Source organism: Nonomuraea recticatena (genome assembly GCF_039533245.1).
GTDB lineage: Bacteria > Actinomycetota > Actinomycetes > Streptosporangiales > Streptosporangiaceae > Nonomuraea > Nonomuraea roseola.
In genome coordinates this window covers 43,220-67,015 of sequence record NZ_BAAATE010000044.1, presented here as the reverse complement: position 1 = coordinate 67,015, position 23,796 = coordinate 43,220, and the positions used below count along the sequence as shown (strand labels likewise).

22 protein-coding genes are annotated in these 23,796 nt (G+C 70.8%); 7 read left to right on the top strand and 15 right to left on the bottom strand.

Features of this window, described 5'->3' with window-relative positions:
• From ABFX50_RS45205 to ABFX50_RS45195, 3 genes are all read left to right on the top strand, one after another.
• A partial coding sequence (locus ABFX50_RS45205) for a dipeptidase (RefSeq protein ID WP_346156018.1) occupies positions 1-524 on the top strand: 524 nt, incomplete at its 5' end.
• Complete coding sequence (locus ABFX50_RS45200; protein WP_346156017.1) at positions 521-1,255, top strand: GNAT family N-acetyltransferase; 735 nt, start codon at positions 521-523, stop codon at positions 1,253-1,255. The genes ABFX50_RS45205 and ABFX50_RS45200, both read left to right, overlap by 4 nt.
• A 41-nt stretch (positions 1,256-1,296) precedes the next feature.
• Positions 1,297-1,824 (top strand): universal stress protein, encoded by a 528-nt coding sequence (locus tag ABFX50_RS45195; RefSeq protein ID WP_346156015.1) that lies wholly within the window; start codon positions 1,297-1,299, stop codon positions 1,822-1,824.
• A gap of 19 nt (positions 1,825-1,843) precedes the next feature.
• Here the strand turns inward: ABFX50_RS45195 and ABFX50_RS45190 are convergent, their stop codons facing one another.
• The 11 genes from ABFX50_RS45190 to ABFX50_RS45140 all read right to left on the bottom strand — a co-directional run bounded on the left by ABFX50_RS45190 (position 1,844) and on the right by ABFX50_RS45140 (position 17,216).
• Positions 1,844-2,521 carry an ABC transporter ATP-binding protein gene (locus ABFX50_RS45190; RefSeq protein ID WP_346156013.1) on the bottom strand — a complete coding sequence of 226 codons (678 nt, stop codon included), beginning with the start codon at positions 2,519-2,521 and terminating at the stop codon, positions 1,844-1,846.
• Positions 2,518-4,326, bottom strand: coding sequence for a dipeptide/oligopeptide/nickel ABC transporter permease/ATP-binding protein (locus ABFX50_RS45185; RefSeq protein ID WP_346156011.1), 1,809 nt, complete (start codon positions 4,324-4,326; stop codon positions 2,518-2,520). The genes ABFX50_RS45190 and ABFX50_RS45185 overlap by 4 nt, the downstream gene beginning before the upstream one ends.
• The gene (locus tag ABFX50_RS45180) at positions 4,326-5,252 is read right to left on the bottom strand and encodes an ABC transporter permease (RefSeq protein WP_346156025.1); all 927 of its coding nucleotides are present in this window, start codon (positions 5,250-5,252) and stop codon (positions 4,326-4,328) included. The genes ABFX50_RS45185 and ABFX50_RS45180 overlap by 1 nt, the downstream gene beginning before the upstream one ends.
• A gap of 8 nt (positions 5,253-5,260) precedes the next feature.
• Positions 5,261-6,844 (bottom strand): ABC transporter substrate-binding protein, encoded by a 1,584-nt coding sequence (locus ABFX50_RS45175; RefSeq protein WP_346156008.1) that lies wholly within the window; start codon positions 6,842-6,844, stop codon positions 5,261-5,263.
• An 86-nt stretch (positions 6,845-6,930) separates the two neighbouring features.
• Positions 6,931-8,514 (bottom strand): PucR family transcriptional regulator, encoded by a 1,584-nt coding sequence (locus ABFX50_RS45170; protein ID WP_346156005.1) that lies wholly within the window; start codon positions 8,512-8,514, stop codon positions 6,931-6,933.
• 29 nt (positions 8,515-8,543) lie between these two features.
• Positions 8,544-9,392: a serine hydrolase gene (locus ABFX50_RS45165; RefSeq protein WP_346156002.1), complete on the bottom strand. Its 849-nt coding sequence runs from the start codon at positions 9,390-9,392 to the stop codon at positions 8,544-8,546.
• Positions 9,385-10,707, bottom strand: a complete 1,323-nt coding sequence (locus ABFX50_RS45160) for a serine hydrolase domain-containing protein (protein ID WP_346156000.1) — start codon at positions 10,705-10,707, stop codon at positions 9,385-9,387. Before ABFX50_RS45160 ends, ABFX50_RS45165 begins: the two co-directional genes overlap by 8 nt.
• Positions 10,708-10,717: 10 nt before the next feature.
• On the bottom strand, positions 10,718-12,028 hold the full coding sequence (locus ABFX50_RS45155) for a serine hydrolase domain-containing protein (protein WP_346155997.1): 1,311 nt from the start codon (positions 12,026-12,028) through the stop codon (positions 10,718-10,720).
• On the bottom strand, positions 11,992-13,827 hold the full coding sequence (locus ABFX50_RS45150) for a S9 family peptidase (RefSeq protein ID WP_346155995.1): 1,836 nt from the start codon (positions 13,825-13,827) through the stop codon (positions 11,992-11,994). Before ABFX50_RS45150 ends, ABFX50_RS45155 begins: the two co-directional genes overlap by 37 nt.
• A 291-nt stretch (positions 13,828-14,118) precedes the next feature.
• Positions 14,119-15,285 (bottom strand): elongation factor Tu, encoded by a 1,167-nt coding sequence (gene tuf / locus ABFX50_RS45145; protein WP_346155991.1) that lies wholly within the window; start codon positions 15,283-15,285, stop codon positions 14,119-14,121.
• Between the two features lie 857 nt (positions 15,286-16,142).
• Positions 16,143-17,216: a YihY/virulence factor BrkB family protein gene (locus tag ABFX50_RS45140; protein ID WP_346155989.1), complete on the bottom strand. Its 1,074-nt coding sequence runs from the start codon at positions 17,214-17,216 to the stop codon at positions 16,143-16,145.
• A gap of 257 nt (positions 17,217-17,473) precedes the next feature.
• Between ABFX50_RS45140 and ABFX50_RS45135 the strand changes: the two genes are divergently transcribed.
• From ABFX50_RS45135 to ABFX50_RS45125, 3 genes are all read left to right on the top strand, one after another.
• The gene (locus ABFX50_RS45135) at positions 17,474-17,734 is read left to right on the top strand and encodes an AbrB/MazE/SpoVT family DNA-binding domain-containing protein (protein WP_346155987.1); all 261 of its coding nucleotides are present in this window, start codon (positions 17,474-17,476) and stop codon (positions 17,732-17,734) included.
• Positions 17,731-18,774, top strand: a complete 1,044-nt coding sequence (locus ABFX50_RS45130; RefSeq protein WP_346155985.1) for an alpha/beta fold hydrolase — start codon at positions 17,731-17,733, stop codon at positions 18,772-18,774. The genes ABFX50_RS45135 and ABFX50_RS45130 overlap by 4 nt, the downstream gene beginning before the upstream one ends.
• 404 nt (positions 18,775-19,178) lie before the next feature.
• Positions 19,179-19,589 carry a DoxX family protein gene (locus ABFX50_RS45125; RefSeq protein ID WP_346155982.1) on the top strand — a complete coding sequence of 137 codons (411 nt, stop codon included), beginning with the start codon at positions 19,179-19,181 and terminating at the stop codon, positions 19,587-19,589.
• An 11-nt stretch (positions 19,590-19,600) separates the two neighbouring features.
• Here the strand turns inward: ABFX50_RS45125 and ABFX50_RS45120 are convergent, their stop codons facing one another.
• The 3 genes from ABFX50_RS45120 to ABFX50_RS45110 form a co-directional block, all read right to left on the bottom strand.
• A complete protein-coding gene (locus ABFX50_RS45120) occupies positions 19,601-20,371 on the bottom strand; it encodes an arylamine N-acetyltransferase family protein (RefSeq protein WP_346155979.1) in 771 nt (256 codons plus the stop codon).
• Positions 20,372-20,741: 370 nt separating this feature from the next.
• On the bottom strand, positions 20,742-21,284 hold the full coding sequence (locus ABFX50_RS45115; RefSeq protein WP_346155977.1) for an SIS domain-containing protein: 543 nt from the start codon (positions 21,282-21,284) through the stop codon (positions 20,742-20,744).
• Between the two features lie 372 nt (positions 21,285-21,656).
• Positions 21,657-22,220 (bottom strand): hypothetical protein, encoded by a 564-nt coding sequence (locus ABFX50_RS45110; RefSeq protein WP_346155974.1) that lies wholly within the window; start codon positions 22,218-22,220, stop codon positions 21,657-21,659.
• A gap of 689 nt (positions 22,221-22,909) precedes the next feature.
• Here ABFX50_RS45110 and ABFX50_RS45105 point away from each other — a divergent pair.
• A complete protein-coding gene (locus ABFX50_RS45105) occupies positions 22,910-23,179 on the top strand; it encodes a hypothetical protein (protein WP_346155971.1) in 270 nt (89 codons plus the stop codon).
• A 403-nt stretch (positions 23,180-23,582) separates the two neighbouring features.
• Here the strand turns inward: ABFX50_RS45105 and ABFX50_RS45100 are convergent, their stop codons facing one another.
• Positions 23,583-23,795, bottom strand: coding sequence for an NAD(P)H-binding protein (locus tag ABFX50_RS45100; protein ID WP_346155970.1), 213 nt, complete (start codon positions 23,793-23,795; stop codon positions 23,583-23,585).
• Between the last annotated feature and the right edge of the window lies 1 nt (position 23,796).

The following is a 23,796-nucleotide window of genomic DNA, read 5'->3' as shown; positions in this document are numbered from 1 at the left end:
TGGAACGCCTCGGCATCCTGTTCGACGTCTCCCACCTCGGCGCCTCAGGCGTCGCCCACGTGCTGGAGCTGGCCACCAGGCCCGTCATCGCCACCCACTCCTCGGCCAGAGCCCTGCGCGACCACCACCGCAACCTCACCGACGAGCAGATCAGGGGCGTCGCGGCGACGGGCGGCGTCGTGTGCGTGAACTTCTTCCCGCACTTCCTGGCAGCCGACCCCTCCGGCTACACCCTCGACACGCTCGTGGACCACATCGAGCACATCGCCTCCGTCGCCGGCGTCGACCACGTGGGCCTGGGCCCGGACTTCGTCCGCGAGGTGCTGCAGGACCTGACCCCGCCCTGCTGCGAGGATCTCGGCTTCGGCGAGCTCGACCCCTACGCCACCGTTCAGGGGCTCGAAGGGCCCCGCGGGCTGCCACTCGTCACCGAGGCCCTGCTCGGCAGGGGCGTCCCCGACAAGGACGTGCTCAAGATCCTCGGCGGCAACGTGCACAGACTCCTCGGCGAGGCCCTGCGGTGATCGAGATCAGGGAGCTGCACAGCCTGGAGGAGTTCGCCGAGGCCTTCAGGCTCTTCACCGGCATCTGGGGCTTCGAGCCAGGCAACCAGCCGGTCAACCCCGAAATGATGCGGGCGCTCTCGCACGCGGGCAACTACGTGGCGGGCGCCTACGAGGGCGGGCTGATGGTCGGCGCCTCGGTGGCCTTCTTCGCCGAGGGCGCCGCGCTGCACTCCCACATCACGGGAGCGCTCACCGGCAGGGGCATCGGGCTGGAGCTCAAGCGGCACCAGCGCAGGTGGGCGCTCGATCGCGGGCTCGACCGCATCACCTGGACCTACGACCCGCTGGTGCGCCGCAACGCGCACTTCAACCTGACCAAGCTGGGCGCCAGGCCCGAGAAGTACCTGCCCAGCTTCTACGGCGTGATGGACGACGCCGTCAACAAGGGGGACGACTCGGATCGGCTGCTGGCCGTGTGGCGGCTGGGCGCGCCCCCTTCGCCGTTCACCGTCGAGGGGGCGCGGGTGGCGCTGCGCGAGGAGGCGGGCAGGCCCGTCGAGGGCTCCATGGACGCCCGGGTCCTGCTGGTGGCGGTCCCCGAGGACGTGGAGTCGCTGCGCAAGGAGGACGCGGGCGCGGCGAAGGCCTGGCGGCACGCGGTGCGCGACGTCCTGGGCGGGCTGCTCGATGGTGGCGCCCGGGTAACAGGTTTCCACGCGAAGTCCTATTACGTGGTCGAGCGGCCCTGAGGGGCGCAGTATGGACGCGTACCTCTTTCGAGGAGGACGCGATGCTACCCGTGGAACCGCGTGTGATCGTCGGGGTGGACGACTCTCCCGCCTCCCGCTGGGCGCTGGCCTGGGCGGTCGGCGCGGCCCGGCTGTGGGGCATGGCGCTGGTCGCCGTCCATGTCAGCCGGGCCCCCGTGCACCCCTTTCCCGAGGCGCTGCCGTACACGCACGCGATCAGGCAGTTCGAGGAGGCCAGGAGCGTCGAGCTCATCCACGACCTGTTCGAGGACATGGCGGGCGGGACACCCTCCGACCTCACCACGGCCTCGCTCGCCAGGCTCGGCGAGCCGGGGCCGCTGCTGGTGGAGCTGGCCAGGCCAGGCGACCTGCTGGTGGTGGGCAGGGGGCGCAGGGGCGGGCTGGACAGGCTGCTGCTGCCCTCCACCCGCCGCTACTGCATCCGCCACGCGCGCTGCACGCTGGTCATCGTGCCCACTCCGCCCGCCTCCGAGCCGATGGCGGGCCCAGCCGTCGCGGCCCGTCCTTCGTGGATGCGGTGGCTGTCGCCGCGGCACCCCGCGAAGTGACGGCGCTCGGGCGGCCCGCTCAGGGAGCGGGCAGGCGCGGCACGGCCGCCAGCAGTTCGCGGGTGTAGGGGTGGACGGGTGTCTCCACCACCTGCCGGGTGGGGCCGTGCTCGACCACCCTGCCCTCCCGCATCACCGCGATCTCGTCGGCGACGTAGCGCACCACGGCCAGGTTGTGCGAGATGAACAGCATCGACAGCCCCAGCTCGGCCCTGAGGCCGCGCACGAGGTTGAGCACCGCGCCCTGCACGGACACGTCGAGGGCCGAGGTGATCTCGTCGGCCACCAGCAGTCTCGGCGAGGCGCCCAGCGCCCTGGCGATCGCCACGCGCTGCCGCATGCCGCCCGACAGCTCGCGCGGATAGCGGGCGGCCAGCTGCGGGGGCAGTGACACGAGGCCGAGCAGCCGCTCGACGTCCGCGGGCGTGGGACGGCGCAGCCCTTCGGCCACCGAGGCGCCGACGGTCATCCTGGGGTTCAGCGAGGCGTAGGGGTCCTGGAAGACCATCTGCACGCCGTCGCCGTCGACGATCTCCCCCGTGTACGGCACCAGCCCGCTCACCGCTCGCGCCAGGGTGGACTTGCCCGACCCCGACTCGCCGACCAGGCCGACGATGCGGCCCTCGGGGACCTCCAGCGTGACGTCGTCCACGGCGGTGAACGCGCCGAACCTGACGGTCAGCCCTTTGATGATCATGATGCCTCCCAGCAGGCGACACGGTGCGCCTTGCCGTGCTCTTCCAGTGGCGGGCGCGTGGCCGTACAGCGGTCGGTGGACAGGGCGCAGCGCTCGGCGAACGCGCACCCCTCCCCCACCTCCGCCGGGCCGGGCTGACGGCCGGGGATGCTGGCCAGCGGGAGCGACCTGTCGGCCGACATGTCGGGCACCGAGGCGACCAGCGCGCGGGTGTAGGGATGGGCGGCGCCCGAGACGAGCCTGTCGGCGGGCAGCTCCTCCACCACGCGTCCCGCGTACATGACCACCACCCTGTCGCACAGCGACCCGACCACGGCCATGTCGTGCGAGATGAACAGCGTCGCCGCCGCGCTCTCCTCGGTGACCTCGCGCAGCAGGCGCAGGATCTCCCGCTGGACGGTGACGTCGAGGCCGGTGGTCGGCTCGTCGGCGATGATGAGCCTGGGCACGCCCATGAGTCCCATCGCGATGACCGCGCGCTGCCGCATCCCGCCCGACAGCTGGTGCGGGTGCTGCCCGGCCCTGCGGGCCGGTTCGGAGATGCGCACGTGGCCGAGCCTGTCGACGGCCCTTTGCCAGGCCTCGGCTCTGGTCGCGCCCTGGTGGACGGTGGCCACCTCGGCCAGCTGGCCGCCGACCTTGAGTGCGGGGTTGAGCGAGGCCATCGGGTCCTGGAAGACCATGGCCAGCGAGGTGCCGAGCAGCTTCCTGCGCTCGTTGGCCGGCAGCGCGTGGACGTCCTGCCCGTCGAGCAGCACGGGGCCGCCGCCGACCACGCCAGGGTAGGGCACGAGGCCGCCGACGGCGTAGGCCGTCAGGCTCTTGCCGCTGCCCGACTCGCCGACCAGGCCGACGATCTCGCCAGGCCCCACGGTGAGGGACACCTCGCGCACCGGTGTGACGCCGCCGGGGAAGGTGACGGTGAGGTTCCTGACCTCCAGCACGGCCTCGGGGTCGGCCTCCCCCGCCTCCGGCGCAGGCGCGGCGGGCGCGGCGCCCTTCGGGACGGTGGAGCGGGTGGCGCTCTTGGCCAGCGCCTCGCCCATGAGGTTGAAGCCGAGCCCCGCCAGCACCACCATGAACGCCGGCCCGAGCGCGACCATCGGGTTGACGTAGATGCGCGCGAACCCGTCGAACAGCAGCCGTCCCCAGTCGTAGCCCGGCGCCTGCACGCCGAGGCCGAGGAAGGACATGCCCGCCAGGCCGACCAGGCTGGCCCCGATCATGACGGTCAGGTTGAGAATGAGGGGTTCGGCGATGTTCGGCAGCACGTGCCTGCGCACGATCGTCGTCTTCGAGACGCCCAGCATGCGGGCGGCGGCCACGAAGTCGGAGCCCGCGATGGAGGCGGCCAGCGTCTGGGTGAGCCTGGCGAACGCGGGGGCGAGCGCGACGCCGATGCCGAGCACCGCGCCACGCGCGCCGAGCCCCGCGACGACGGCGGTGAACATGGCCAGCAGCAGCCCGGGAAAGGCCACCAGCGCGCTGACCGTGGAGCTCACGAGCCGTCCGAGTCTGCGCGGCAGGACGGAGGGGAGGGTGCCGAGCACCACGCCGATCGTCGCGCCGATGGCGGTGGCCAGCGCGGCCAGCAGCAGGGAGAGCCTGGCCGCCACGAGCACCCTGGCCAGGATGTCGCGGCCGAGGTTGTCGGTGCCCAGCGGGTGCGCGGCCGAGACGCCCTGCAACGCGGCGACGGGGTCGATCAGCTCGGCCCTGTCGCCCCAGATCGGCGGCCCTGCGACGGCCAGCACGAGCATGAGCGCGACGATGGCCGCCCCTGCCAGACCTGAGGGGGTCCGCATCAGCTCTCCTTGATGGTCGACTTGGGATCGAGCACGGCCAGCGCCAGGTCCACGGCGGTGTTCACGACGAGCACGATCGCCCCGTAGACGAGGATCACGCCCTGCGCGACGGGGAAGTCCTTCTGCGTGATCGCCTCGGTCATCCGCATGCCGAGTCCCGGCCACGCGAAGACGGACTCGACCAGCACGCTGCCCGCGATGAGGCCGCCGAGCAGCAGCCCTCCCGTGGTCAGCGTGGCGGTGAGCGCGTTGGGCAGCACGTGCCGGAGGTGCACCCGCGCGGCGGGCAGCCGCTTGGCCCTGGCCAGGCGGACGTAGTCCTTGCCCAGCTCGCGGGCCGTCTCCGCCCTGACGAGGCGGGCGATGAGCGCGGCGGGCCCGATGGACAGCGCGGCCACGGGCAGCACGTACGACAGCGCTCCGGCCTTGCCCGCGGGGGGCAGCCAGCCGAGCACGACGGCGAAGGTGACGACCAGCGCGATCGAGTAGAGGAACTCGGGGACCGCGACCGCGGCGCCCGTGCCGGTGGTGAAGCCCACCTCGGTGCCCCTGTTACGGCCGTTCTCCGTGCGGATCGCGGCCCACAGCCCGAGCGGCACCCCCACCAGCAGCGACACCAGGGTCGCGAGGACGGCCAGCGACAGCGTGTTGGGCAGCCGGTCGATCACGATCTGGCCGACCGGCTCCCCGCTGAGGAAGGAGGTGCCGAAGTCGCCGGCGAACACGCCCCCGACGTAGTCGAGGAACTGCTGGACCAGCGAGTCGTCCAGGCCGAGGGCGGCCCTGCGGGCGGCGATCAGGTCCGGTGGGGCCTGGGGGCCGAGGGCCGCCCTGACCGGGTCGCCAGGGATGAGGTGGATCATCGCGAACGTGGCGACCATCAGGGCGGCCAGCCCCGCCGCGAACCTGAGCAGGCGGCGCAGCACGAACAAGGTCAGCTCGCCTTCGTCATACGGATCGAGCTCGGGATGAGGAGGTAGGAGACGGTCTGGACGGTGGCGCCCTTCACCGCGACGACCGCGGTGTTCTCCACCACCGGCACCAGGTCGGCCGCCTCGAACAGGGCCGACTCCGCCGCCTCCCAGTCGGCGCAGCTGGCCGGCGCCGGCTTGCTGCCCGCCTTGGCGACCAGCTCGTTGTAGCGGGGGTTGTCCAGGTGCGCGAAGTTGGCGCCTTCGGGCGCGGCGGGGCCGCTCAGGAAGCCGATGAGCTGGGAGGGCAGCGGCACGCCGATCGGCAGCCAGACCACGTCCCAGTCCTGGGTGGCGTTGAGCGACTCGGCGAGCTTGGTGTCGATGACGCCGTTGAGCTTCACCTCCACGCCGGCCTTCTTCCACTCGGCGGCCATGAACTCGGCCGCGGCCATGAAGGTCGGCCCCTTGGTCGTGACGAACAGGTAGCGCAGGGTGAGGCGCTTGCCGTCCTTCTGCCTGATCCCGTCGGGGCCCGGCTTCCAGCCGGCGGCCTCCAGGGCGGCGGAGGCCGCCTGGGGGTCATGGGCCGGGACGTGGCCGGTCACACTGTCGCCCTTGCACGGCCTCGGCTCCATGACCAGGCTCGTGGCCTTGCGTCCTGTGCCGCCGCTCGCGATGCCCGCCAGCTGCTGCAGGTTGAGGGCCTGGGTGAGCGCCTTGCGGACGGCGGGGTCCTTGGCGGGCCTGTCGTCGCCCTGGTGGTAGAAGAACTGGCCGTTGCCCAGGGCGACGACCAGCTTGGTGATCGAGGGGTCGGCCTCCACGCGCTGCCGGTCCGAGCCCGTCACGACGGTGGCGTTCACCCCTCCCGAGGCCAGCAGGTTGACCGCCGTCTGCTCGTTCGGGATGACCTTGAGCACCACCTTGGCAGGCACCCCCGGCGTCTTGCCCGTGACGCCCTGCGGTCCCCAGGCGTAGTCCTGGCGCAGGGCGAAGGTGTAGTGGTCGCCCGAGACGGCCTCGGTGAGCTGGAACAGGCCCGAGCCCGAGGTCTGCCTGGCCAGCAGCGAGCGGTCCTTGAGTCCCTTGCCGCAGACGATGTAGATGTCCTTGGCGCTCTCCAGGATGAAGGAGAACGGCTTGGGGGTGGCCAGCGTGACCGTGCCGGCGGCGTCGTCGCCCTTGGCGGTGAGGTCGGCGGGAATCAGCACGCCCCTGAGCGGCGACTTGCTCGCGGGGTCGGCGATGTGGTTGAAGTTGGCCGCGACGATCGAGGGGGTGACGGGCGTGCCGTCGGCGCAGGTGACGTTCTTGCGGAGGGTGAAGGTCACGGAGTCTGGTTGGACGTCCCATTTCTCGGCCAGCGCGGGCACGAGGCTGCCGTCGGGCCTGGCGGCGACGAGGCTGTCGTAGGCGTAGCTCAGCACGGTGTTGGTCACCGACAGGATGGCGGTGGCGGGGTCGAGCACCCCTGGGTCCGCGGTGAGGGTGCTGGTGAAGGTGGCGCCGGCTACGACGCCGCCGACGGGAGTGGCCTGGCCGCCGCAGGAGGCGGTGAGCGCGGCCGCCGTGACGAGGACGGCCACCGACTTCGATGTGTTCATTCGGACTCCGGGGCTGTGGGGTGGCCCCACCCTCCCCTTTGCCCCTGCGCGATTCTTCGTGCGCCGCGACGAAAGGAACCGCCGGGCTAGTGCCGCCGTCCGAAGATCCGCATCATGAGCATGGCCGCCAGCCTGGCCTCGGGATCGGCCAGGTCGAGGCCGCTGATCTCGGTCAGCCTGCGCAGGCGGTACCTGAAGGTGTTGGAGTGCACGTGGACGGCGGCCGCCGCGGCGTTGACGTCGCCGAAGCTGTCGAGGTAGGCGCCGAGCGTGGCGGCCAGTTCGGTGCCGTGCTCGGCGTCGTAGCGCAGCAGGCGCTGGTAGGGGCCCGTCGGGGTCTGCTCCTCCGCGGCCGCGAGGTCGCCGAGGCGCAGCAGCAGCGCCTCGAAGTGGACGTCGCTGTACCCTGCCACCTGGCCCGAGACCCCCCTGGAGCGCAGCACGCGCAGCGACCTGTCGGCGTCGGCCCTTGACCTGGCGACCTCGCCCAGGTCGGCGGCAAGCCTGCCCACACCGATGTTGGCGTTGTGGCGGGGGCCGACCCTGGACAGGAAGCTCTGCGCCACCCGCACCGCGCGGGTCTCCTCCTCCCCGCTGGCGTGCATCGGCAGGACGGCGTAGGCGACCGAGCCGACGAGCGCGGCCGCCGCCTTCGGGTGGATGGCGCCGACGTGCAGGGCCAGGGCGTCGCAGAAGCGCTGCCTGCTCGACTCGGACTGGGCCGCGTCGATCTGGTCGTCGGCCAGCTGGGCGGCCAGGACGCACAGCCGCTCGCTGGCGACGCCGAGCCTGCCCGCCGCCTCGGCCGCGTCCTTGCCGCCCTCCAGGACGGTGGACAGCAGGTCGGCCTGGAGCCGTCTGCGGGTGTCCGCGCCCACGCGCTGGCGCAACAGGTGCAGCGCGACGATCTTGGCGGCGTCGATCAGCGCCCACTCGCGCTGCTTGCTGAGCGGCTCGCGCACCGCCGCCCAGATGGAGCCGAGGATCTCGTCGCCCGACCTGACCGCGATGGCCACGCGGGGCAGGCTCTCGGTCAGGGGGATGTAGACGGGACCGGGGTTCTGGTAGATCTTGCGGAACCAGCCCTGCTCGTCGAGCATCCGCTGGTAGCTCTCGGGCACCTGCCTGCCCAGCACGGTCGCGATCCTGCCGGGGTCGGCCTCGTCCTGGCGGCCGGAGAAGGCCAGCACCCGGGAGGAGCGGTCCTCGATGGTGATGGGCGCGTCCAGCAGCGCGCACAGCGCGTTCGCCAGCGAGAACAGGTCGTCGGGCGGGCTCTGTCCCGCCTCGGTGAGGTCGCCCTCGGCCAGCAGTGAGCGCAGCAGCGCCGCCACCTGCGACCAGGAGGCGGCGCGGGTGAGGCCGAGGAGGGCGACCCCGGTCTCCAGCACCTTGGCGCGTACCCGCTCGTCCACCGCCACGGGCTGCTTGACCACGAGGCCCGAGCCCGCCTTCGCGGCCTCGAGCAGGTCGCAGATGTGCTCGGCGCCCTCGACCCCCACGCCGAGCAGGATGCCGCCAGAGGGCAGCATCAGCTCGTCGAGGGGGTCGTAGATGTGCACACCCGTGACCTCGGTGTCGAGACCGCCGGGGGAGGCGGCCACATCGAGCACGGTGCTGCCCAGGTCGTCGAGGATGCGACGCAGACTGGCCCTCGGCCGGGTCGTCATCTCCTCACGATAATGGACGAAACCCGACATCAGCCGCGCAGCTCGTCGACCGCCCTGCGGGCCGCCGCGCCGATCACGGCGTCCGCGGCGGGCAGGCGGTAGCCGAGCGAGCGCGGCCTGAGGTAGACCGCGACGGCGTAGCGGCCGCCGTCGGGGTACTCCACGACGCCCGCCTCGTTGCGGATGCCGAAGATCGTGCCGGTCTTGCCCGACACCCGCACCTCGTCGCCGAAGCCCGACGACAGCCTGTGCGGCCAGATCTGCCTGCCCATGATCTGCCTGACCTCGGCGCACGCCTCGGCGGGTCCCGCCTCGTCGCGCCAGATCTTCGTCAGCAGGGTGGTGGTCTCACGCGGGGTGGAGGCCGAGGTCCTGACCGGGTCGAGCACCGACAGCGTGCGCATCCTCTCGGGATCGGCCTGCTCCAGCTCCTCCAACGTGCCGGCGCCCAGCTCGGTGAGCACGGAGCCGAGCAGCACGCGGCAGTCGCCGACCAGGCGCGTGTTCTTCAGCCCGAGCTCGGCGAGGGTGGCGTTGACGCGCTCCAGCCCCACCCTCTCCAGCAGCGCGTCGGTGGCGGCGTTGTCGCTCATCGACATCATGAAGTGCGCCAGGTCGCGCAGCGACAGCTCGATCTCGTCGGCGCAGCCGGAGGTGCCGATGCCGCCGTCGCGGTGCTCCATGGTGAGCGGCAGCCGCTCGGTCCTGGAGAGCAGGCCGTCGGCGGCCTGGCGGGCGTACTCCAGGACGATCGGGATCTTGAAGACGGAGGCGAGCACCACGGGGTCGTCGGCCCCGTGGCACACCTCCTTCGCTCCGTCGACCTCGCGGGCGTGCAGGAAGCCCTCCACGCCCGCGGCCTCGAACAGCTCACGCACGTGGCACCGCCCTGCCGTTGTGCAGGTAGGCGGCCCTGCCGTCCCTGAGCACGAAGGTGATCGTCATGTGACCTCCTCCTTCGGCCTCCGCCTTGATGAACGTCTGGCCCGACAGGTGCACGTACCTCTCGGTCGCCCGCTGGGCGCCCGCCTTGACCATGAACTCGCCGGGGATGGTGGTGACGTCGAGGCCGCCGTCGGCCGCCGTCACCTCCAGGACGGCGGACGGTGCGCTGTAGGTGCCGGTGTACGGCGCCGCGTCGACCTCCTCGGGCCGCTCGGGCGGGACGGGCAGGGCGGGGACGGGCAGCCCGGTCAGCTCGCGGATGATGGGCAGGGCCAGGTCGCTGATCAGCCCGAGGAAGCCGCCGCCGTTGCCGCTCATCGCGATCGTGACGTCGCTGCCCGGGATGATGCGCCAGAACGTGCTCTGCCCGATCGTGCCGCCGTCGTGGCCGATGACGGGCGCGCCCCAGTCGAACAGCTCGAAGCCGAGCCCCCACCGGTCGGCCATCAGACCGCGGACGCCTGGCACGTCCACCTGAGGGGTGGTCATCGCGGCGATGGTCTCGGCCTTGAGCACGCCGTCGCCTCCGTTGAGGAACATCCGGCCGAAGCGGACCAGCTCGCGCGGGGCCAGGCACATCGTCGATCCCGCGGGAGCGTTGGAGCGCGGCATCTGCCAGTGGGGGTTCACCGCGTTGTCAGGCCCGACGTGCCCCGCCGAGGCGCGGAACAGGATCGCCTCCTCCGGCAGCAGGCCCACGTGCGTGACGCCGAGCGGGTCCAGCAGCCGCTCGCGCATGGCCTGCTCCCAGGTGCCGCCGCCGAACCTGGCCGCCAGGGCGCCGAGCACGACGAAGCCGGAGTTGCAGTAGGAGAACAGCTCTCCTGGAGCGTGCGCCTGGCCCGCGCCGTGCAGGAACGCGATGTAGCGGTCGAGGCTGTCGTCGCCGCGGCCGGTGTCCTCGAACAGGTCGCCGACGATGCCGCTGGTGTGGGTGAGCAGGTGCCTGACCGTCACCGTCTCGCTCACCTCGGGGTCGGCCACGGCGAACTCGGGCAGGTACGTGCGCACCGGCGTGTCGAGGTCGACCAGCCCCTCCTCGACCAGGCGCATCACCAGGGCGGAGGTCCAGATCTTGGTCGTGGAGCCGACCTGGAACAGGCTGTCGGTGGTGGTCTCCACGCCCGTGTTCCTGTTGAGCACGCCGGTGGCGGCCTCGACGAGCTCGGTGCCGGTCCACACCGCGACGGCGGCTCCCGGCACGTCGTGGCGGCGGGCGGCCTCGTCGAGACGCTTCTGCAGGTCCATGTCGCGCTCCTCAGGAGATCTTGGGGGTGGCCCTGGCGCCCAGGTGGACGTACGGTGAGCCGTCGGCCAGCTCGTAGAAGACCGCCGACAGCCATTGCGGGTCTCCCGGCATGCGGCCGACGAAGGTGACCTCGTCCACGGCGGTCAGGTCGAAGGTGACCGGCTCGTCCAGGACCTTCAGGGCGCCGGTCGACTCCATGCTCAGCGAGAGGCCGCCGTCGCGCTCGGCGACCGTGATCCGCGCGCCGACCCGCTCGTACACGCCGGCGAAGCGGCTCTCGTCCACCTCCACGGGCTGCTCGGGCGGTCCCAGCACCGGCGGCACGGCCACGCCGTCGAGGTCGCGGAACAGCTCGGTGGACAGGGCATGCATGAAGGCGGCGCTGTGGCCGCCGTTGACCACGGCGCACGCGATCGTGCCGGTGTCGGGCAGCATCCACAGCATCGCGGACTGACCGATGGTGTTGCCGCCGTGGGAGACGACGCGGTGGCCGTGCCACTCGTCGAGGATCCAGCCGAGGCCCCAGTGCCTGCCGAGGGTGTGCGGGTTGGGGAGCTCGACCTGCGGCTCCCACATGGCCCTCGGATCCTTGAGCAGGCCGCCCTCGAGGTGGGCGCGGGCGAAGGCGACCACGTCGGCGGGGCGGGCGTTGATCAGGCCGGCCGGGCCGCAGGAGCGCATCAGGCCCCAGGCGGGGACCGGCTCGCCGTCGACGTGGCCGACGGCCGCGCCGAAGCGCAGCACGTCCTCCGGCAGGGTCCAGGTATGGGTGAGGCCGAGCGGTTCGATGATCTGCTCACGCAGCGCCTGGTCCCACACCTTTCCTGTCAGCCGTTCGACCAGGCGTCCCGCGATGATGAAGCCGGAGTTGCAGTAGGACTGCGTGACGCCCAGCGGGTGGTTCTGCGCCAGCTCGGCGCAGGCCTCGACGTAACGCTCGACGCAGTCGTCGCCACGTCCGGTGTCGAGGAACAGGTCGCCGTCGATGCCCGAGGTGTGGGTCAGCAGGTGCCGGACGGTGACCGTCCTGGTGACCTCGGGGTCGGCGACCCTGAACTCGGGCAGGAGCTCGGCGACGGGCGTGTCGAGGGTGAGCAGGCCCTGCTCGGCCAGCAGCATGATCTGGGTGGCGGTCCAGACCTTGGTGACCGAGCCGATCTGGAACAGAGAGTCGGGGCTCGCCTTCGCGCCGGTGCGCGTGTTGAGCACGCCGGCGGCGCTCTCGTGCAGCTCGCCCTGATGGAGGTATGCCAGTGCGGCGCCAGGGACGTCGTATTCGCTGATCAGCTCTCCGAGCCGATCACCCATTGCTCCAGCCACGCGACGATCCTTTCGTTGTAGTCGAGACGGTGGGACGGACGGCCGTCGATGATGAACAGGTGGCTCGCGCCCGGGTACCTGACCAGGCGGGCGGGCACGCCGCGCTCGCGGAGCGCGGAGAACCACTGCTCGGCCTGCCCGACGGGGCAGCGGTCGTCGCGCTCGCCGTGCAGGAGGAGGGTGGGGGCGGTCACGGCGGCGACGTGGGTGAGCGGCGACTGCGCGGCGAGGTCGCCGCAGCATTCGAACATCTTCATGAAGTAGCCCGCGTCCGAGGTGCCCGACACGCTGGTCAGGTCGCTGACGCAGCCGCCGGGAACGACCGCCTTGAACCTGCCGTCGGTGGCCGACAGCCAGCAGGCCATGTAGCCGCCGTAGCTGTAGCCGGTCACGGCGAGACGGTCGGGGTCGGCGATCCCCTCGGCCACGAGCGCGTCGATCGGAGCGAGGAGGTCGTGGGCGTCGGCCAGGCCCCATGCGCCGACCGCGGCGGTGTAGAAGGCCTCGCCGTAGCCGTCGCTGCCGCGCGGGTTGAGGGTGAGCACGCTCCAGCCACGGGCGGCGAGCACCTGGTGGTAGAGGTGGACGCCGTCGAAGACCGGCGACCACGCGTTGTGCGGGCCGCCGTGCACGTCGAGCAGGAGCGGGCCCGCGCCCGTCCGCTCGGGGTCGCGCAGCAGGAAGCCCTCGACGGGCGTGCCGTCGGGGGCGGTGAACAGACGCCGCTCCAGCGGGAAGAGCTCGAGGTCCGGCAGCGTGTGGTCGGTGAGCCGCTCGCCGTCGAGATAGATGTCGCCGGGGCTGGAGGGGGTGGCGGCCACGTAGGCGAGGCGGGCGCCGGCGACGCTGACGCCGCTGACGCTGTGCTCGCCTCCGACCTTCGTCCGGCCCGGCGCGCCGTACAGGTGGGTGAGACCGCCGTCGCGGGCGCAGAACAGCAGCTCCTCGCCGAGCAGGACGGGCGGGGCGCCGGGGTAGCCGGAGTGGCCGAGCATGACGTTGCGGTCCAGGCCCGTCTCGACCTCGGCCAGGCCGCCGGCCTCGAGGGTGAACAGCCTGGTGTGGCCGGTGGGATCGCCCTTGAAGCCCGCGACCACCAGGCGCTCGCCGAGCCACCAGACGTCCGCGCAGATGACGTCCTGCTCGGTCAGCCGCTTGGGTGCTGCTCCCTCCAGCCCGACGACGTAGACCGCGCCCGCGGGGGTGAGGTCCCTGTCCTCCTCCATGCTGGTGACGAAGGCCAGCTGCTGCCCGTCGGGCGACCAGGACGGCGGGCCCGCGTGGAAGTCGCCGTCGGTGAGCTGGGCGCGCTGCCCCGTGGCGACCTCGACGACGAAGACGTGGGCGCGCAGGCCGCGCAGCAGCCCCGGTCCGTCGGCCTTGTACTCCAGGGTGTCGGCGACGACCGGCGCGTTCGGGTCGGGCTCGCCGTGGGGGGCGGTGAAGGCCAGGCGGCTGCCGTCCGGCGACCAGACCGCGGGGCCCGCCGCGGCGCCGGTGAGCGCTCGCGGCTCGCCGCCGTCCATGGGCAGCAGGTGCAGCTGCGGCCTGCCGTCCACGGGGCGCAGGAACGCGAGCGTGCGGCCGTCGGGCGACCAGCGTGGCGCCAGGTCGTGAGGGCCGCTGGTGAGACGGCGGGGCTCGGCGCCGGGCGCGGCCAGCCAGATCTCCGACCGGTTCTCGTCGGAGTCCTTGTCCGCGGTGGTCACCGTGTAGGCGACGGCCGCGCCGTCGGGACGCAGCTGTGGATCTCCCGGTACGGCGATGCGGTACAGGTCGGTCAGCGAGAGGCGGGACATGGTCGAACGGTAGGCCAGTGATCATGGGTCATCTTCGGCCGTCCGTACAAAAGCAGGACCGCTTCGTTGTGCGCGCCGACGAGGAGGAGCGAAGCCCCCCGGAACGGTCAACAGGGCCCGGCTCCGGCCTCCGCCCGAGAACGATCACGGTCTTCTGGTCGCGGCGCGGCCGGCACCGCCTCCATCCGGCCGCTCCGCTGGTGGGCCGCCCTGCGGTCGGGATCACCTTCGCCGTGCGAAACAGCCGGACCCCCGAAGGGGTCCGGCCGTCGCGGCCCGGAGCGGGCCTGGCTAGTCCTGGACGGCCAGGACCGTGCCGGCGCCGACCGTCAAGCCGCCTTCGCGGATCGCGAAGCCCAGCCCGGGCTCCAGGGCCACCGCCTTGCCCAGCTCCACCACCGCCTCGACCGTGTCTCCCGGCTCGGCCGGCGCGTCGATGACGATCTGGCCTGGCACGTCGGTCGTGCGGAGGTAGAACTGTGGCCGGTAGCCGTCGGCGATCGGCTTGCGCCGCCCGCCCTCGGCCTCCGTGAGCAGGTAGATCCTGGCCGTGAGCCGCCGGTGGGCGGTCTGCGAGCCGGGCGTGGTCAGGACCATGCCGCGGCGTACCTGCTCGCGCCGTACCCCGCGCAGGAGCACCGCGGCGTTGTCCCCGGCCTCGCCCCTCTCCATGGTCCGGCCGAACGTCTCCACCCCGGTCACCACCGCGGTGAACGTCTCGCCGAACCCGACCACCTCGACGGTGTCGCCCAGCTTGACGACGCCGCGCTCGATCGCTCCGGTGACGACCGTGCCGCGCCCTGTGACGGTGAGCACGTTCTCCACCGGGAGCAGGAACGGGGCGTCGACGTAGCGGACCGGCACCGGAATGTGCTCGTCGACGGCCCGGAGCAGCGCCTCGATGGAGGCCGTCCACTCGGGGTCACCCTCGAGCGCGCGCAGCCCGGAGACCCGGACCATGGGCACGTCGTGGTAGCCGTGCTCGGCCAGCAGCTCGCCCAGCTCCAGCTCGACCAGGTCGGCCAGCTCGGGGTCGGCGCCGTCGGCCTTGTTCAGCGCGACGACCAGGTGCTCGACCCCGACCCGCTTGGCGAGCAGCACGTGCTCACGGGTCTGCGGCATGATGCCGTCCTGCGCGGAGACGACCAGGATCGCCCCGTCGAGCTGCGCCGCCCCCGTGATCATGTTCTTCACGTAGTCGGCGTGACCGGGCATGTCGACGTGCGCGTAGTGACGGGTGTCCGTCTCGTACTCGACGTGCGAGATGTTGATCGTGATGCCCCGCTGCGCCTCCTCGGGCGTGCGGTCGATCCTCTCGAACGGCGTGTACGTCGCCCCGCCCCGCGCGGCGAGCACCTTGGTGATCGCGGCGGTCAGCGTGGTCTTGCCGTGGTCGACGTGGCCCATCGTGCCGATGTTGAGGTGCGGCTTGTTGCGCACATAGGCCTGCTTGGCCATGGTTCCTTCCCTTGACGCCTGAGATGTGGTGTGACCCGTGTGCGGGTCGGTCAACCTCCCCCCGCCGGGTCACATCAGGACTTACGGGAAGAGGTCAGCGCTCCAGGCCGTCGAAGGCACGCTCGAACGCGCCCGCGGCTGCGGGCGTCGTCAGGTGAGCGTGGCGGAACATGAGCGTCATAGTGCCGGATACGAGCACCGGCAGGCAACGGATTATTCCGGAGGCTCTGTGCCGCCCGCCTCCGGTGTGGCCCGCCCCAGAAGAGAATGGCCACGCTATTTGCGGCTGCCCCGCATTATCGGGCAGGTAACGCTCCGTGACTGAGCCCGAGGCGCGCATCGCCAGAGAGGCGTCCGGCGACTCCTGCTGTCGTGAACACCCGAAAGACTTACTTGCGGCGTCGATCGTGCCGCGCCTTCCGCCGTTTGATACCTTTTGGCCCCGACCGAAATGAGGGGCTTTGGCAGGTCTTCACTTCAGACATTCATGGACGACGTTCGAGGCGATCGGGTTGGTGGTCACACAGCGTTGCGACATTTGCGGCAAAACCCGAGTTCGCGTCCAGAGCAAACCCGTCGCCCAAGAACCCAGTTGTCGCGTCGAGTCACCTATGGACAGCCCAGAGACTCTCGACGACTCGAACCTGCGCCGCGCGAGCTAGATTCAGCACGTTATCGCCGCCCCAAAGACAGGCAACATCCTGACAGTCGTACACAGTTCGGATTGGTCCACGCAGTCAGCTGGCTGAGACGGCACCTTTGCCGCTCGGCGGGCACCCACCCGCCGGTCGCGGCAGTACGCGTGGAGGGGTCGACCGACTCCTCCAGGACGCGGTGCGCCCGGGGTTGCCGAACGCTCAGGCTTCCGGACGGCCGGGCTCGCCGTCGCGTGGGAGTGGTGGACCGCCGCGATGGGTCAGCCGGATGAGGCGGCGGCCGGCGGCGATGGCGGCGGAGCCGACCGCGCCGACCAGCGGTTCGCGCTCCTCCTGGGCAGTCGGGCCCTTGTCGGGCAGTGCGGGTTCCACGCAACCGGCCCGACAGCTCTCCAACTGGGCGGCGAAGGCCAGACCGAGGAACAGGGCGATCGAGCTGAGGAACGCCCACAGCAGCAGCGCCATGACCGCGGTCAGCGGGCCGTACGTGCTGCCGAAGGTGCCGCTCGTGCCGGTGTAGAGGGCCAGGCCCATCGTGAAGGTCATCCACAACGCCAGCGTCACCAGCGCCCCGAACGCCAGCCAGGTGTGGCCGGGCTGCCTGCGCCTGGGCGCGGCGCGGAAGAGCACCGAGGTCGAGGCGAGGGCAAGCAGGAAGCCGACGGGCCAGCGCGTCAGGTCGAAGGCGCCGCGCAGGCCAGGGCCCCACTGGTACACGCTCGCCAGCGCGTCGCCGATGGCCGCGCCGCCGACCATGGCGACGAACCCGGCCACCATGAGTGCTCCGGCGGTCAGCGCCAGGATGATCGCCCTGCCGTACTTGCGGTGGAAGGGCCGGTCGCGCTCCATTCCGTAGATGCGGTTGGCGCCCCGCTCGACCTGGGCCATCGTGCTGGTCAGCGAGGCCAGCGCGGTGCCGAGGCCGAGCCAGAGCGCCACCGCGTCGCGGGTGCGCGCACCCTGGTTGAGGATCTCGAGCACCGCGGCCCCGCCCTCGCCCGGGGCCAGGTTGCTCAGCGCCTGCTGCAGCACCTGGCCGAGGTGCTCCTGATGGGCCAAGGAGGCGAGGCCGACCAGCGCGATCGTGCCGGGGATGATCGACAGGCACAGCTGGAAGGCCAGGGCACGCGAATGGCTCATGCCGTCGCCGTAGCGGAAACGCACGAACGAGTCATGGGCGAGGCGGCGCATGCCGTACTGCTTGAGGGTCGTCCACGCGTCGTCGGCGGAAAGCTCCATCGTGCGCGTCTGGGGGACGAGGGTTGCGGATCCCACGGGGTAAAGCTACCCATCCCTGACCGAACGTTACATTCCGGGTGGCGGGGCACCGCCGCGTCGTCGGAGATCCAGTCAGTGTCGCGGTGGTTGGGGATGCGTTTGAAGCGTCGCCGACCTCTTCGACGAGTTGTGCCGGCCTCCCCGAGCTGAGACCCCTGGTCGCGAACTCCATCGAACGAGGGCCGCTGAGGTCGGGTGCGAAAAGTAGGAAAAGTAGGTAAAGTCGCGCTCAGGACACTGGGAGGGGTGGGCGCATGGCAGGGAAGATGATCGAGGGGCCGGACGGCCGTTACATCGTGGGCACCGTGAAGATCGGCGAGAAGGGGCAGATCGTCATCCCGAAGGATGCGCGCGACCTGCTCGGCCTCCAACCGGGCGACACCCTGCTCGTGCTCGTGGACCGCAAGCAGGGCATCGCGCTGGTCGACAACGAGAGGTTCCGGAACTTCGCGACAGGTGTCCTCGCCGTGCAGGAGGAGGCGTCCGCCGATCCCGGCAAGGAGAAGGACCGGTGACCGGTTACCGCAACCCCTTCGAGGGGCAGCGAGAACCGTTGCCGTCCGAGCTGGTCAGAGCCGGCTTCCGCCAGGAGTTCGCCGAGCTCGACGGCGTGCTCATCAGCTACGTCCGCGGCCCCGAAGTGGGTGTGCCCCTCCTCCTCGTCCCCGGCCAGATGAGCTTGTGGAGCAGTTACCGCCTGGTCATGCCGAAGCTCGCGCGGCGGTTCACGGTGTACGCCGTCGATGTCCGAGGGCACGGGAACTCCTCCTGGACGCCAGGGGACTACTCATGGGACTCCGCGGGCACGGACGTGGCGCACTTCCTGCGGCAGGTCGTCGGGAGACCCGCGATCGTCAGCGGGAACTCCTCCGGCGGCATCCTCGCCCTGTGGTGTGCCGCCCGTGTCCCGGAGCAGGTCGCAGCGATCGTCCTGGAGGACCCGCCGATCTTCTCGGCCGAGCTGCCGCGCTTCCGTGACCGGGACCGCTGGGTCCACAGCAGCCTCGCTCACGCCGTACAGGTGCTCGGTGACCTCGATCATCAGCGTGTGGCCGACATCCTTCGCCAGGAGATCCCCGTCTCCGAGACCAGGACCGTCCGGATTCCGGATCGCTTCATCGACTTCCTCGACCACCTGGTGACCCGTCACCGACGGCAGCACCCCGGCCGCCCGGCCGGTCTCGGCGTTCGGTGGCTGCCACGGTCGCTGAGCGAGCCGATCCGGGCGGCGTCGATGTTCGACCCCGACTTCGCCAGGGCGTTCGTCGACGGCCGTTTCTACGGCGACTTCTCTCACGAGGCCGTCCTACGGGCGACGACCGTCCCCGTCCTGCTGTTGCACGCCAACTGGAACAGGTACGAGAGGTACGGACTCGTCGGCGCCATGGATGATGACGACGCCTGCAGGGTACGTGAGCTCGTCCCTCAGACCGTTTACCGCCGGATCGACGCCAGGCATGTCATCCACGACGACGAACCTCGCGAGTTCATCGCCGCCGTGACCGATTTCGCCGACACGCTCCCGTCCTTGATCGGGTCCCCTCCCAGGGGATGACGGCCCGCGCATCACGCAGCCGACGAAATCCGCCGCGTGGAGCGAGAGCGCACCTCCAGTCCTGAAGGTCCACGTTCCCCCACAGGCCCGTCTCGTCACCCTGCTGCCGCGCCGGCTGGAACCCGTTCCCGGCGCCGGGGGCCGGTTGTCCCGACACGGTGGCACCGTCGGGCCCCGGGAGCCGAGGCCCGTGAGAGCCGCGGCTCGATGTCGTCCGCCCGCGTGGTCGCCACGTTGCCCGCGCGTTCGAGTTCGAAGAGGCGCTCCCGCCACGTTGCGCACGCGGTCGAGTCGAGAGTGCCCCCGCCTTGTTTTCGCGGGTCAGTCAAATACCCGGCAAATGTCCTTTGGACTGCCAGAGCACTTCTCGGCGGACGGGCAGGGCCACCTGAAGAGGAGCCATCATGAACTCTCTGGAGACGGCCAGGCCGTACGTCCTGTCGATATTCCGCATCGTCGTCGGACTGCTCTTCGCCTGCCACGGCGCAGCCAAGCTGTTCGGCGTGCTCGGCGGCGAGGCGGTCCCCGTCGGCGTCTGGCCACAGTGGTACGCGGGCATCATCGAGTTTGTCGGAGGAGGCCTCGTCCTTCTCGGCCTCGCCACTCGAATCGCGGCGTTGATCTGCTCGGGTGAGATGGCCTACGCGTACTTCGTCGTCCACCAGCCGCAAGCCCTGTGGCCGCTGCAGAACGAGGGGGAGCTGGCCGCCGTCTACTCCTGGTCGTTCCTGCTGATCGCGGTGCTGGGCCCACGGGTGTGGGCGCTCGACACGTTGCTGGGCCGTGCCCGCAAACGAGCTCCGGCCAGGACCTGAACCAACGACGTTCATCTTCCCATGGAGGGAAGGCGGTCGAGCGTGATCGCGAAGTGGTCGGCGTAGGCGGGAAGGAGGTCGCCTTCCCGCAGGACGCGTTCGGTGCGCTCGCCTGAGGCGGTGTGGATCAGCTTGCTGCCGCTGATCGTGATCCGGCCCTCGTCGGTGCGCATCGAGCAGACCGGCGATCTGGTGAAGTGCGACTCCGGAGAGGTCGCCTGCCACCAACACATCGGGACGAAGTCCTCCAGCTCGTACGGCCGGGCGGTCAGCCGGTAAGCCGGGTCGCCGTTGTGCACGACGTCGAGGTCCCCGTGGCCACTGGGAGCGGGCCCGATCTGAGACACACCGGCGTCGTCCTTCTGCTCCGCGCGCTCGTCGAGGCGCAGCGGCGCGTCGGCGAAATCCCCGAAGCCGACGTCGACCAGCCACGGCTCGTCGAGATCGACGCGCAGCGCCAGATGGTCGAACAGCGGGCCCGGTCGGCTGCCCTTGAAGACCCGTGCGGCCAGCAGCGTCACCCGGTAGCCGAGGGCGGTCAGCAACTCGGCGAACAACCCGTTCAACTCGTAGCAGAAGCCACCGCGGCGGCGCTCGACGATCTTGTCGAAGAGCGCCTCGGATTCGAGCGAGATCGGCTCGCCGAGATGGATGCTCAGATTCTCGAACGGCACGGCCTTCAGATGCGCGAGTTGCAGGGCCCGCAGGCTCTGCGCGTCCGGCACCGCGGGCCGAGCCACGCCGAGCCTGTCCAGATAGCCGGTGATCCGCGACTCGTTCATCGATACTCCTGAAGCTTGGCGACCCCTGGATCCATCCGCGGGGTCCAGGCGGCGACGACGGCGCGCTCGGTGCGGTACCGGCCGTCGACGATCCAGATCACGCCCATGGCCGCGCCGGCCGGCGAACGCGGCGCGCGCCACCTCGGCCGGGCTCTCACCGGACCGGCCCAGGCCGAAGAGCCGCTCGACCATCTCGCCGTCCCATCGGTCGATGGTCTCCTCCATGAACGTCAGCTGGTCCGTGTTCGCCCCGCGACCGCCGCGGGTTGATGAATCATAAGCTGGCCGGCTCACGCTGAGCCGTCTGCTCGGTCGCCTGTCCCCCTGGCGCGGACGACGCCGTAGCCGTGATACATGGACAACGGCCTGCTCACTCCATGTTGGTGTGTCTGGCGCGCATCGCCTCGCCCGTCGCGCCGGTCAGCGTCCTGAGCTTCAACACCATCACCTCGAACAGCACGAACAGCGCGCCCTCGTAGACCGAACCCATCGGCAGGACGGAGACCTGCCCTTCGCCCTGATCGCTGGCCATGGTCTGCGCCGGGATCACGAGCACGAAGTCGGCCAGCCGTGCCGCGCCGCTCTCAGGCTCAGCCGTGAGCAGAAGGTTCGTCGTACCCGCCGCTCTCGCCGTCCGCATCAGCGCCAGCACCGTGGATGTCTCGCCGGGACCGGAGGTGACGAGGAGGACATCGCCGTGTCCCAGCGCCGGCATGGTCACGTCGCCGACCACCCCTACCGGCAGGCCGAGGTGGAACAGGCGCATCGCGAACCCTTTGATCTGCAGCGCCTCCCTGCCGCAGCCGTAGACCCCGATCCTTCTCGCGTCAGCGATCATCCGGCAGGCCGCGTCGATCAGCCCGTCGTCCACCTTCGCAAGCGCAGCGCCAAGCTCGTCGAGCGCGGCGCGCATGAGGTTGTCGCTCATGGCAGTTCGTCATCATGCCCTCGGTCTGGCAACCGTGCTTCTTGGTTACCCCGCACTGTTGCTCATAGACGGCATGGATCTGTCTGGCCTCCACCGGACCCGTCACCGTCGGAGCAGGGCGACGGCCCGTGGCCGGAGACTCAAGCGATGCGGCGCTTGTCCCATGCCGGCGCCGTCGCTCGGGTGGCGCGGCGTGCGCCTGCTCCCCGCTTGCAACGGACGGCACCGCCGAGGCGTCCCCCCGGCATCACCGTTTCGCCGAGAATCCGCAAAACGTGCCATCGTCGCCGCTTCGCCGAGGGTCCAGACAGCGGAAGGGCCATCCCGCCGTGGCGGGATGGCCCTTGGTGGGATGGGTCAGGCGTCGACCTCGCAGGAGGTCTCCGCCTCCGCGTCGCAGAGATCGGTCCCGGCTCCGCCGAAGACCTGGTCGAAACCGCCGTCGTTGCCGAGAAGGATGTCACTGCCTCCGTTGCCGTCGATGATGTCGTTGTCGCCGTCCCCGGAGACGAAGTCGCGGGCCGAGCCGCCGGAGAAGACGTCGCCGCCGGGACCGAGGAAGCCCCTCAACGGCAGCGTGGTGTTGTTGCGCACCGTGTCGGCTCCGCCCTGCGTGTTGACGAGGATGTTGGTGATCCCCGCGCTGTTGCAGCGGACGGTGTTGGCGTCGAGATTCGTGCAGGTGAAGCTGCCGGCGAGGAGGGTGTCCTTGAAGTTCCTGACCACCAGGAACCCTCCCTCCACGCTGATGTTGATCTCGTCGCCGATGTTGCTCGAGTTCACTGAGAGCTTCCCGCTGATCGCCACCACATTGGTGGCGGCCATGGCGGGTGTGGCGCCGACGGTCGCGAGCGGGATGGCGAGCAGTGCCCCCGTCGCCAACGCGCGTAGACCGGTCCTGCGCCCGAGGTTGAGCTTCACTTCTACTCCTCTGAGTTATGGGCCCCCTGTCACGACGTGGAGTACATCGCGATTCCCGCCCAAGGAGTGCGTACGAATGCACACAACGAAGCGGTCTTTTTACCGGTTGACCCGCTTCCGCAGGTCGGGGCGGCTCCAGGCGATGGAGCACCGGGCAGGCCAACCGGCCGTACCGGTCGGCCTGACGAGGCGTTGAGCGGCGGCGCCCCCGGTCCCTCATCCGTGCACGTGCCGGCTCGGTGGGCTCGCCGGTGCGACGAGACGGCAGGCCGACGCCCGGCTTCGCCGTCAGGGACGGCCGGCGGCACCGGACGCCCGCCGGGGATCAGCATCCGGCCAGGACTCGGGCAGCGCCTTCGTCAAGGTGCCGCCGCAGAGCCTCTGGATGGCCGGCGGGACCCGGCGGAGTGCCGGTCGGAGTCGGTCGCGGGCGCTGGGCCGCGCTGTCCGGCAGGACGAACGAGCACTCACTCATCGGGTTCGTGACCGGCACGGCGGCGTCAGGACAGGCCGTTCCCGCTCCTAGTGACCCTCCGTTCAGGCCCCGAACAGCACTAACTGCCGACATTACGGATAAATACTGATATGAGTGATCTTTGGACCTCGGGCGATTATGATCATGGTGATGGCGAAGGCGGTGCGCCGCCGCGCCGGGAACGGCCCTATCCCCCACCCTGAAGGGATGCCTCATGTCCACCAAGCTCACCAGACTGGCTGCGACGTCATTCGCGGCGCTCACCCTGGCAGTGGCAGGAACCGCACTGGCGACCCCCGCCGCCGCGGCCACCGGCTCCACCGCGTCGAGCACCTCGGTCGCGTCCACCTGGATCAAGTACGGCGACTACTCCACCGAGGCGAAGTGCAAGGCGAAGGGCGCGGAACTACGACGGAACGGGACGTACCTTTCTTACTACTGCGAGTACACGGGTTTCTTCACGCTGATGGTCCTGACCAGGTAACCAGCTGAAACCCGCGGCCCGGACGGCCACCTCCGGGTCGCGGCCCACCTGCGGCACACGGTGTACGCGGCCCGCCTCGACGCCCTCCTGCACACGTTCGACCGACACGCCCCAGCTGTCGCGATCAGCGGCCTGACGGCCGGCACGTCGTCGCCGATCTCCCCGCCGACCGCCGCTCCCCCACAAGCGCCGCCGTACCTCCACGGCGAATCGGGGTGTCGTCAGGACTGCTGTCACAGGTACACGCGATCGCGGAGGCGCAGGTGACAGGTGCGGCGGCACCAGACAACGGACCCGTTCCGTCAGATCGGGCCGGCGGGGATGGGGTTACTGACCAGGCGCAAGGCGATCGCGTGCACCTGGTGACGGCTTCTACGACGGCAGGCCGATACGGAGCGTTTCCTTAGTGCCGCCCGACGCCCACGACCCGGCGGATGGTGGCTGGGCGGTCCAGGACGTCGAGCATGGCGCGGGCAAGATCGCCCCGTGCCAGGCTCCAGCCGGCAACGTTGGCGTCCATGGCGGTGCGGTAGCGACCGGCGGGCGGGTCGTTGGTGAGGTAGGGCGGCCGAAGGACTGTCCAGTCGGTGTCGCCGGCCGCGAGGGTTCGCTCCATG

Coding starts and splice junctions, on each gene's coding strand:
- ABFX50_RS45195 (WP_346156015.1), top strand. CDS start 1,297: ATGCTACCCGTGGAACCGCGTGTGATCGTCGGGGTGGACGACTCTCCC.
- ABFX50_RS45100 (WP_346155970.1), bottom strand. CDS start 23,795: ATGGAGCGAACCCTCGCGGCCGGCGACACCGACTGGACAGTCCTTCGG.
- ABFX50_RS45120 (WP_346155979.1), bottom strand. CDS start 20,371: ATGAACGAGTCGCGGATCACCGGCTATCTGGACAGGCTCGGCGTGGCT.
- ABFX50_RS45125 (WP_346155982.1), top strand. CDS start 19,179: ATGAACTCTCTGGAGACGGCCAGGCCGTACGTCCTGTCGATATTCCGC.
- ABFX50_RS45190 (WP_346156013.1), bottom strand. CDS start 2,521: ATGATCATCAAAGGGCTGACCGTCAGGTTCGGCGCGTTCACCGCCGTG.
- ABFX50_RS45185 (WP_346156011.1), bottom strand. CDS start 4,326: ATGCGGACCCCCTCAGGTCTGGCAGGGGCGGCCATCGTCGCGCTCATG.
- ABFX50_RS45160 (WP_346156000.1), bottom strand. CDS start 10,707: ATGGACCTGCAGAAGCGTCTCGACGAGGCCGCCCGCCGCCACGACGTG.
- tuf (WP_346155991.1), bottom strand. CDS start 15,285: ATGGCCAAGCAGGCCTATGTGCGCAACAAGCCGCACCTCAACATCGGC.
- ABFX50_RS45105 (WP_346155971.1), top strand. CDS start 22,910: ATGTCCACCAAGCTCACCAGACTGGCTGCGACGTCATTCGCGGCGCTC.
- ABFX50_RS45135 (WP_346155987.1), top strand. CDS start 17,474: ATGGCAGGGAAGATGATCGAGGGGCCGGACGGCCGTTACATCGTGGGC.
- ABFX50_RS45115 (WP_346155977.1), bottom strand. CDS start 21,284: ATGCGCGCCGCGCTCGACGAGCTTGGCGCTGCGCTTGCGAAGGTGGAC.
- ABFX50_RS45150 (WP_346155995.1), bottom strand. CDS start 13,827: ATGTCCCGCCTCTCGCTGACCGACCTGTACCGCATCGCCGTACCGGGA.
- ABFX50_RS45175 (WP_346156008.1), bottom strand. CDS start 6,844: ATGAACACATCGAAGTCGGTGGCCGTCCTCGTCACGGCGGCCGCGCTC.
- ABFX50_RS45170 (WP_346156005.1), bottom strand. CDS start 8,514: ATGACGACCCGGCCGAGGGCCAGTCTGCGTCGCATCCTCGACGACCTG.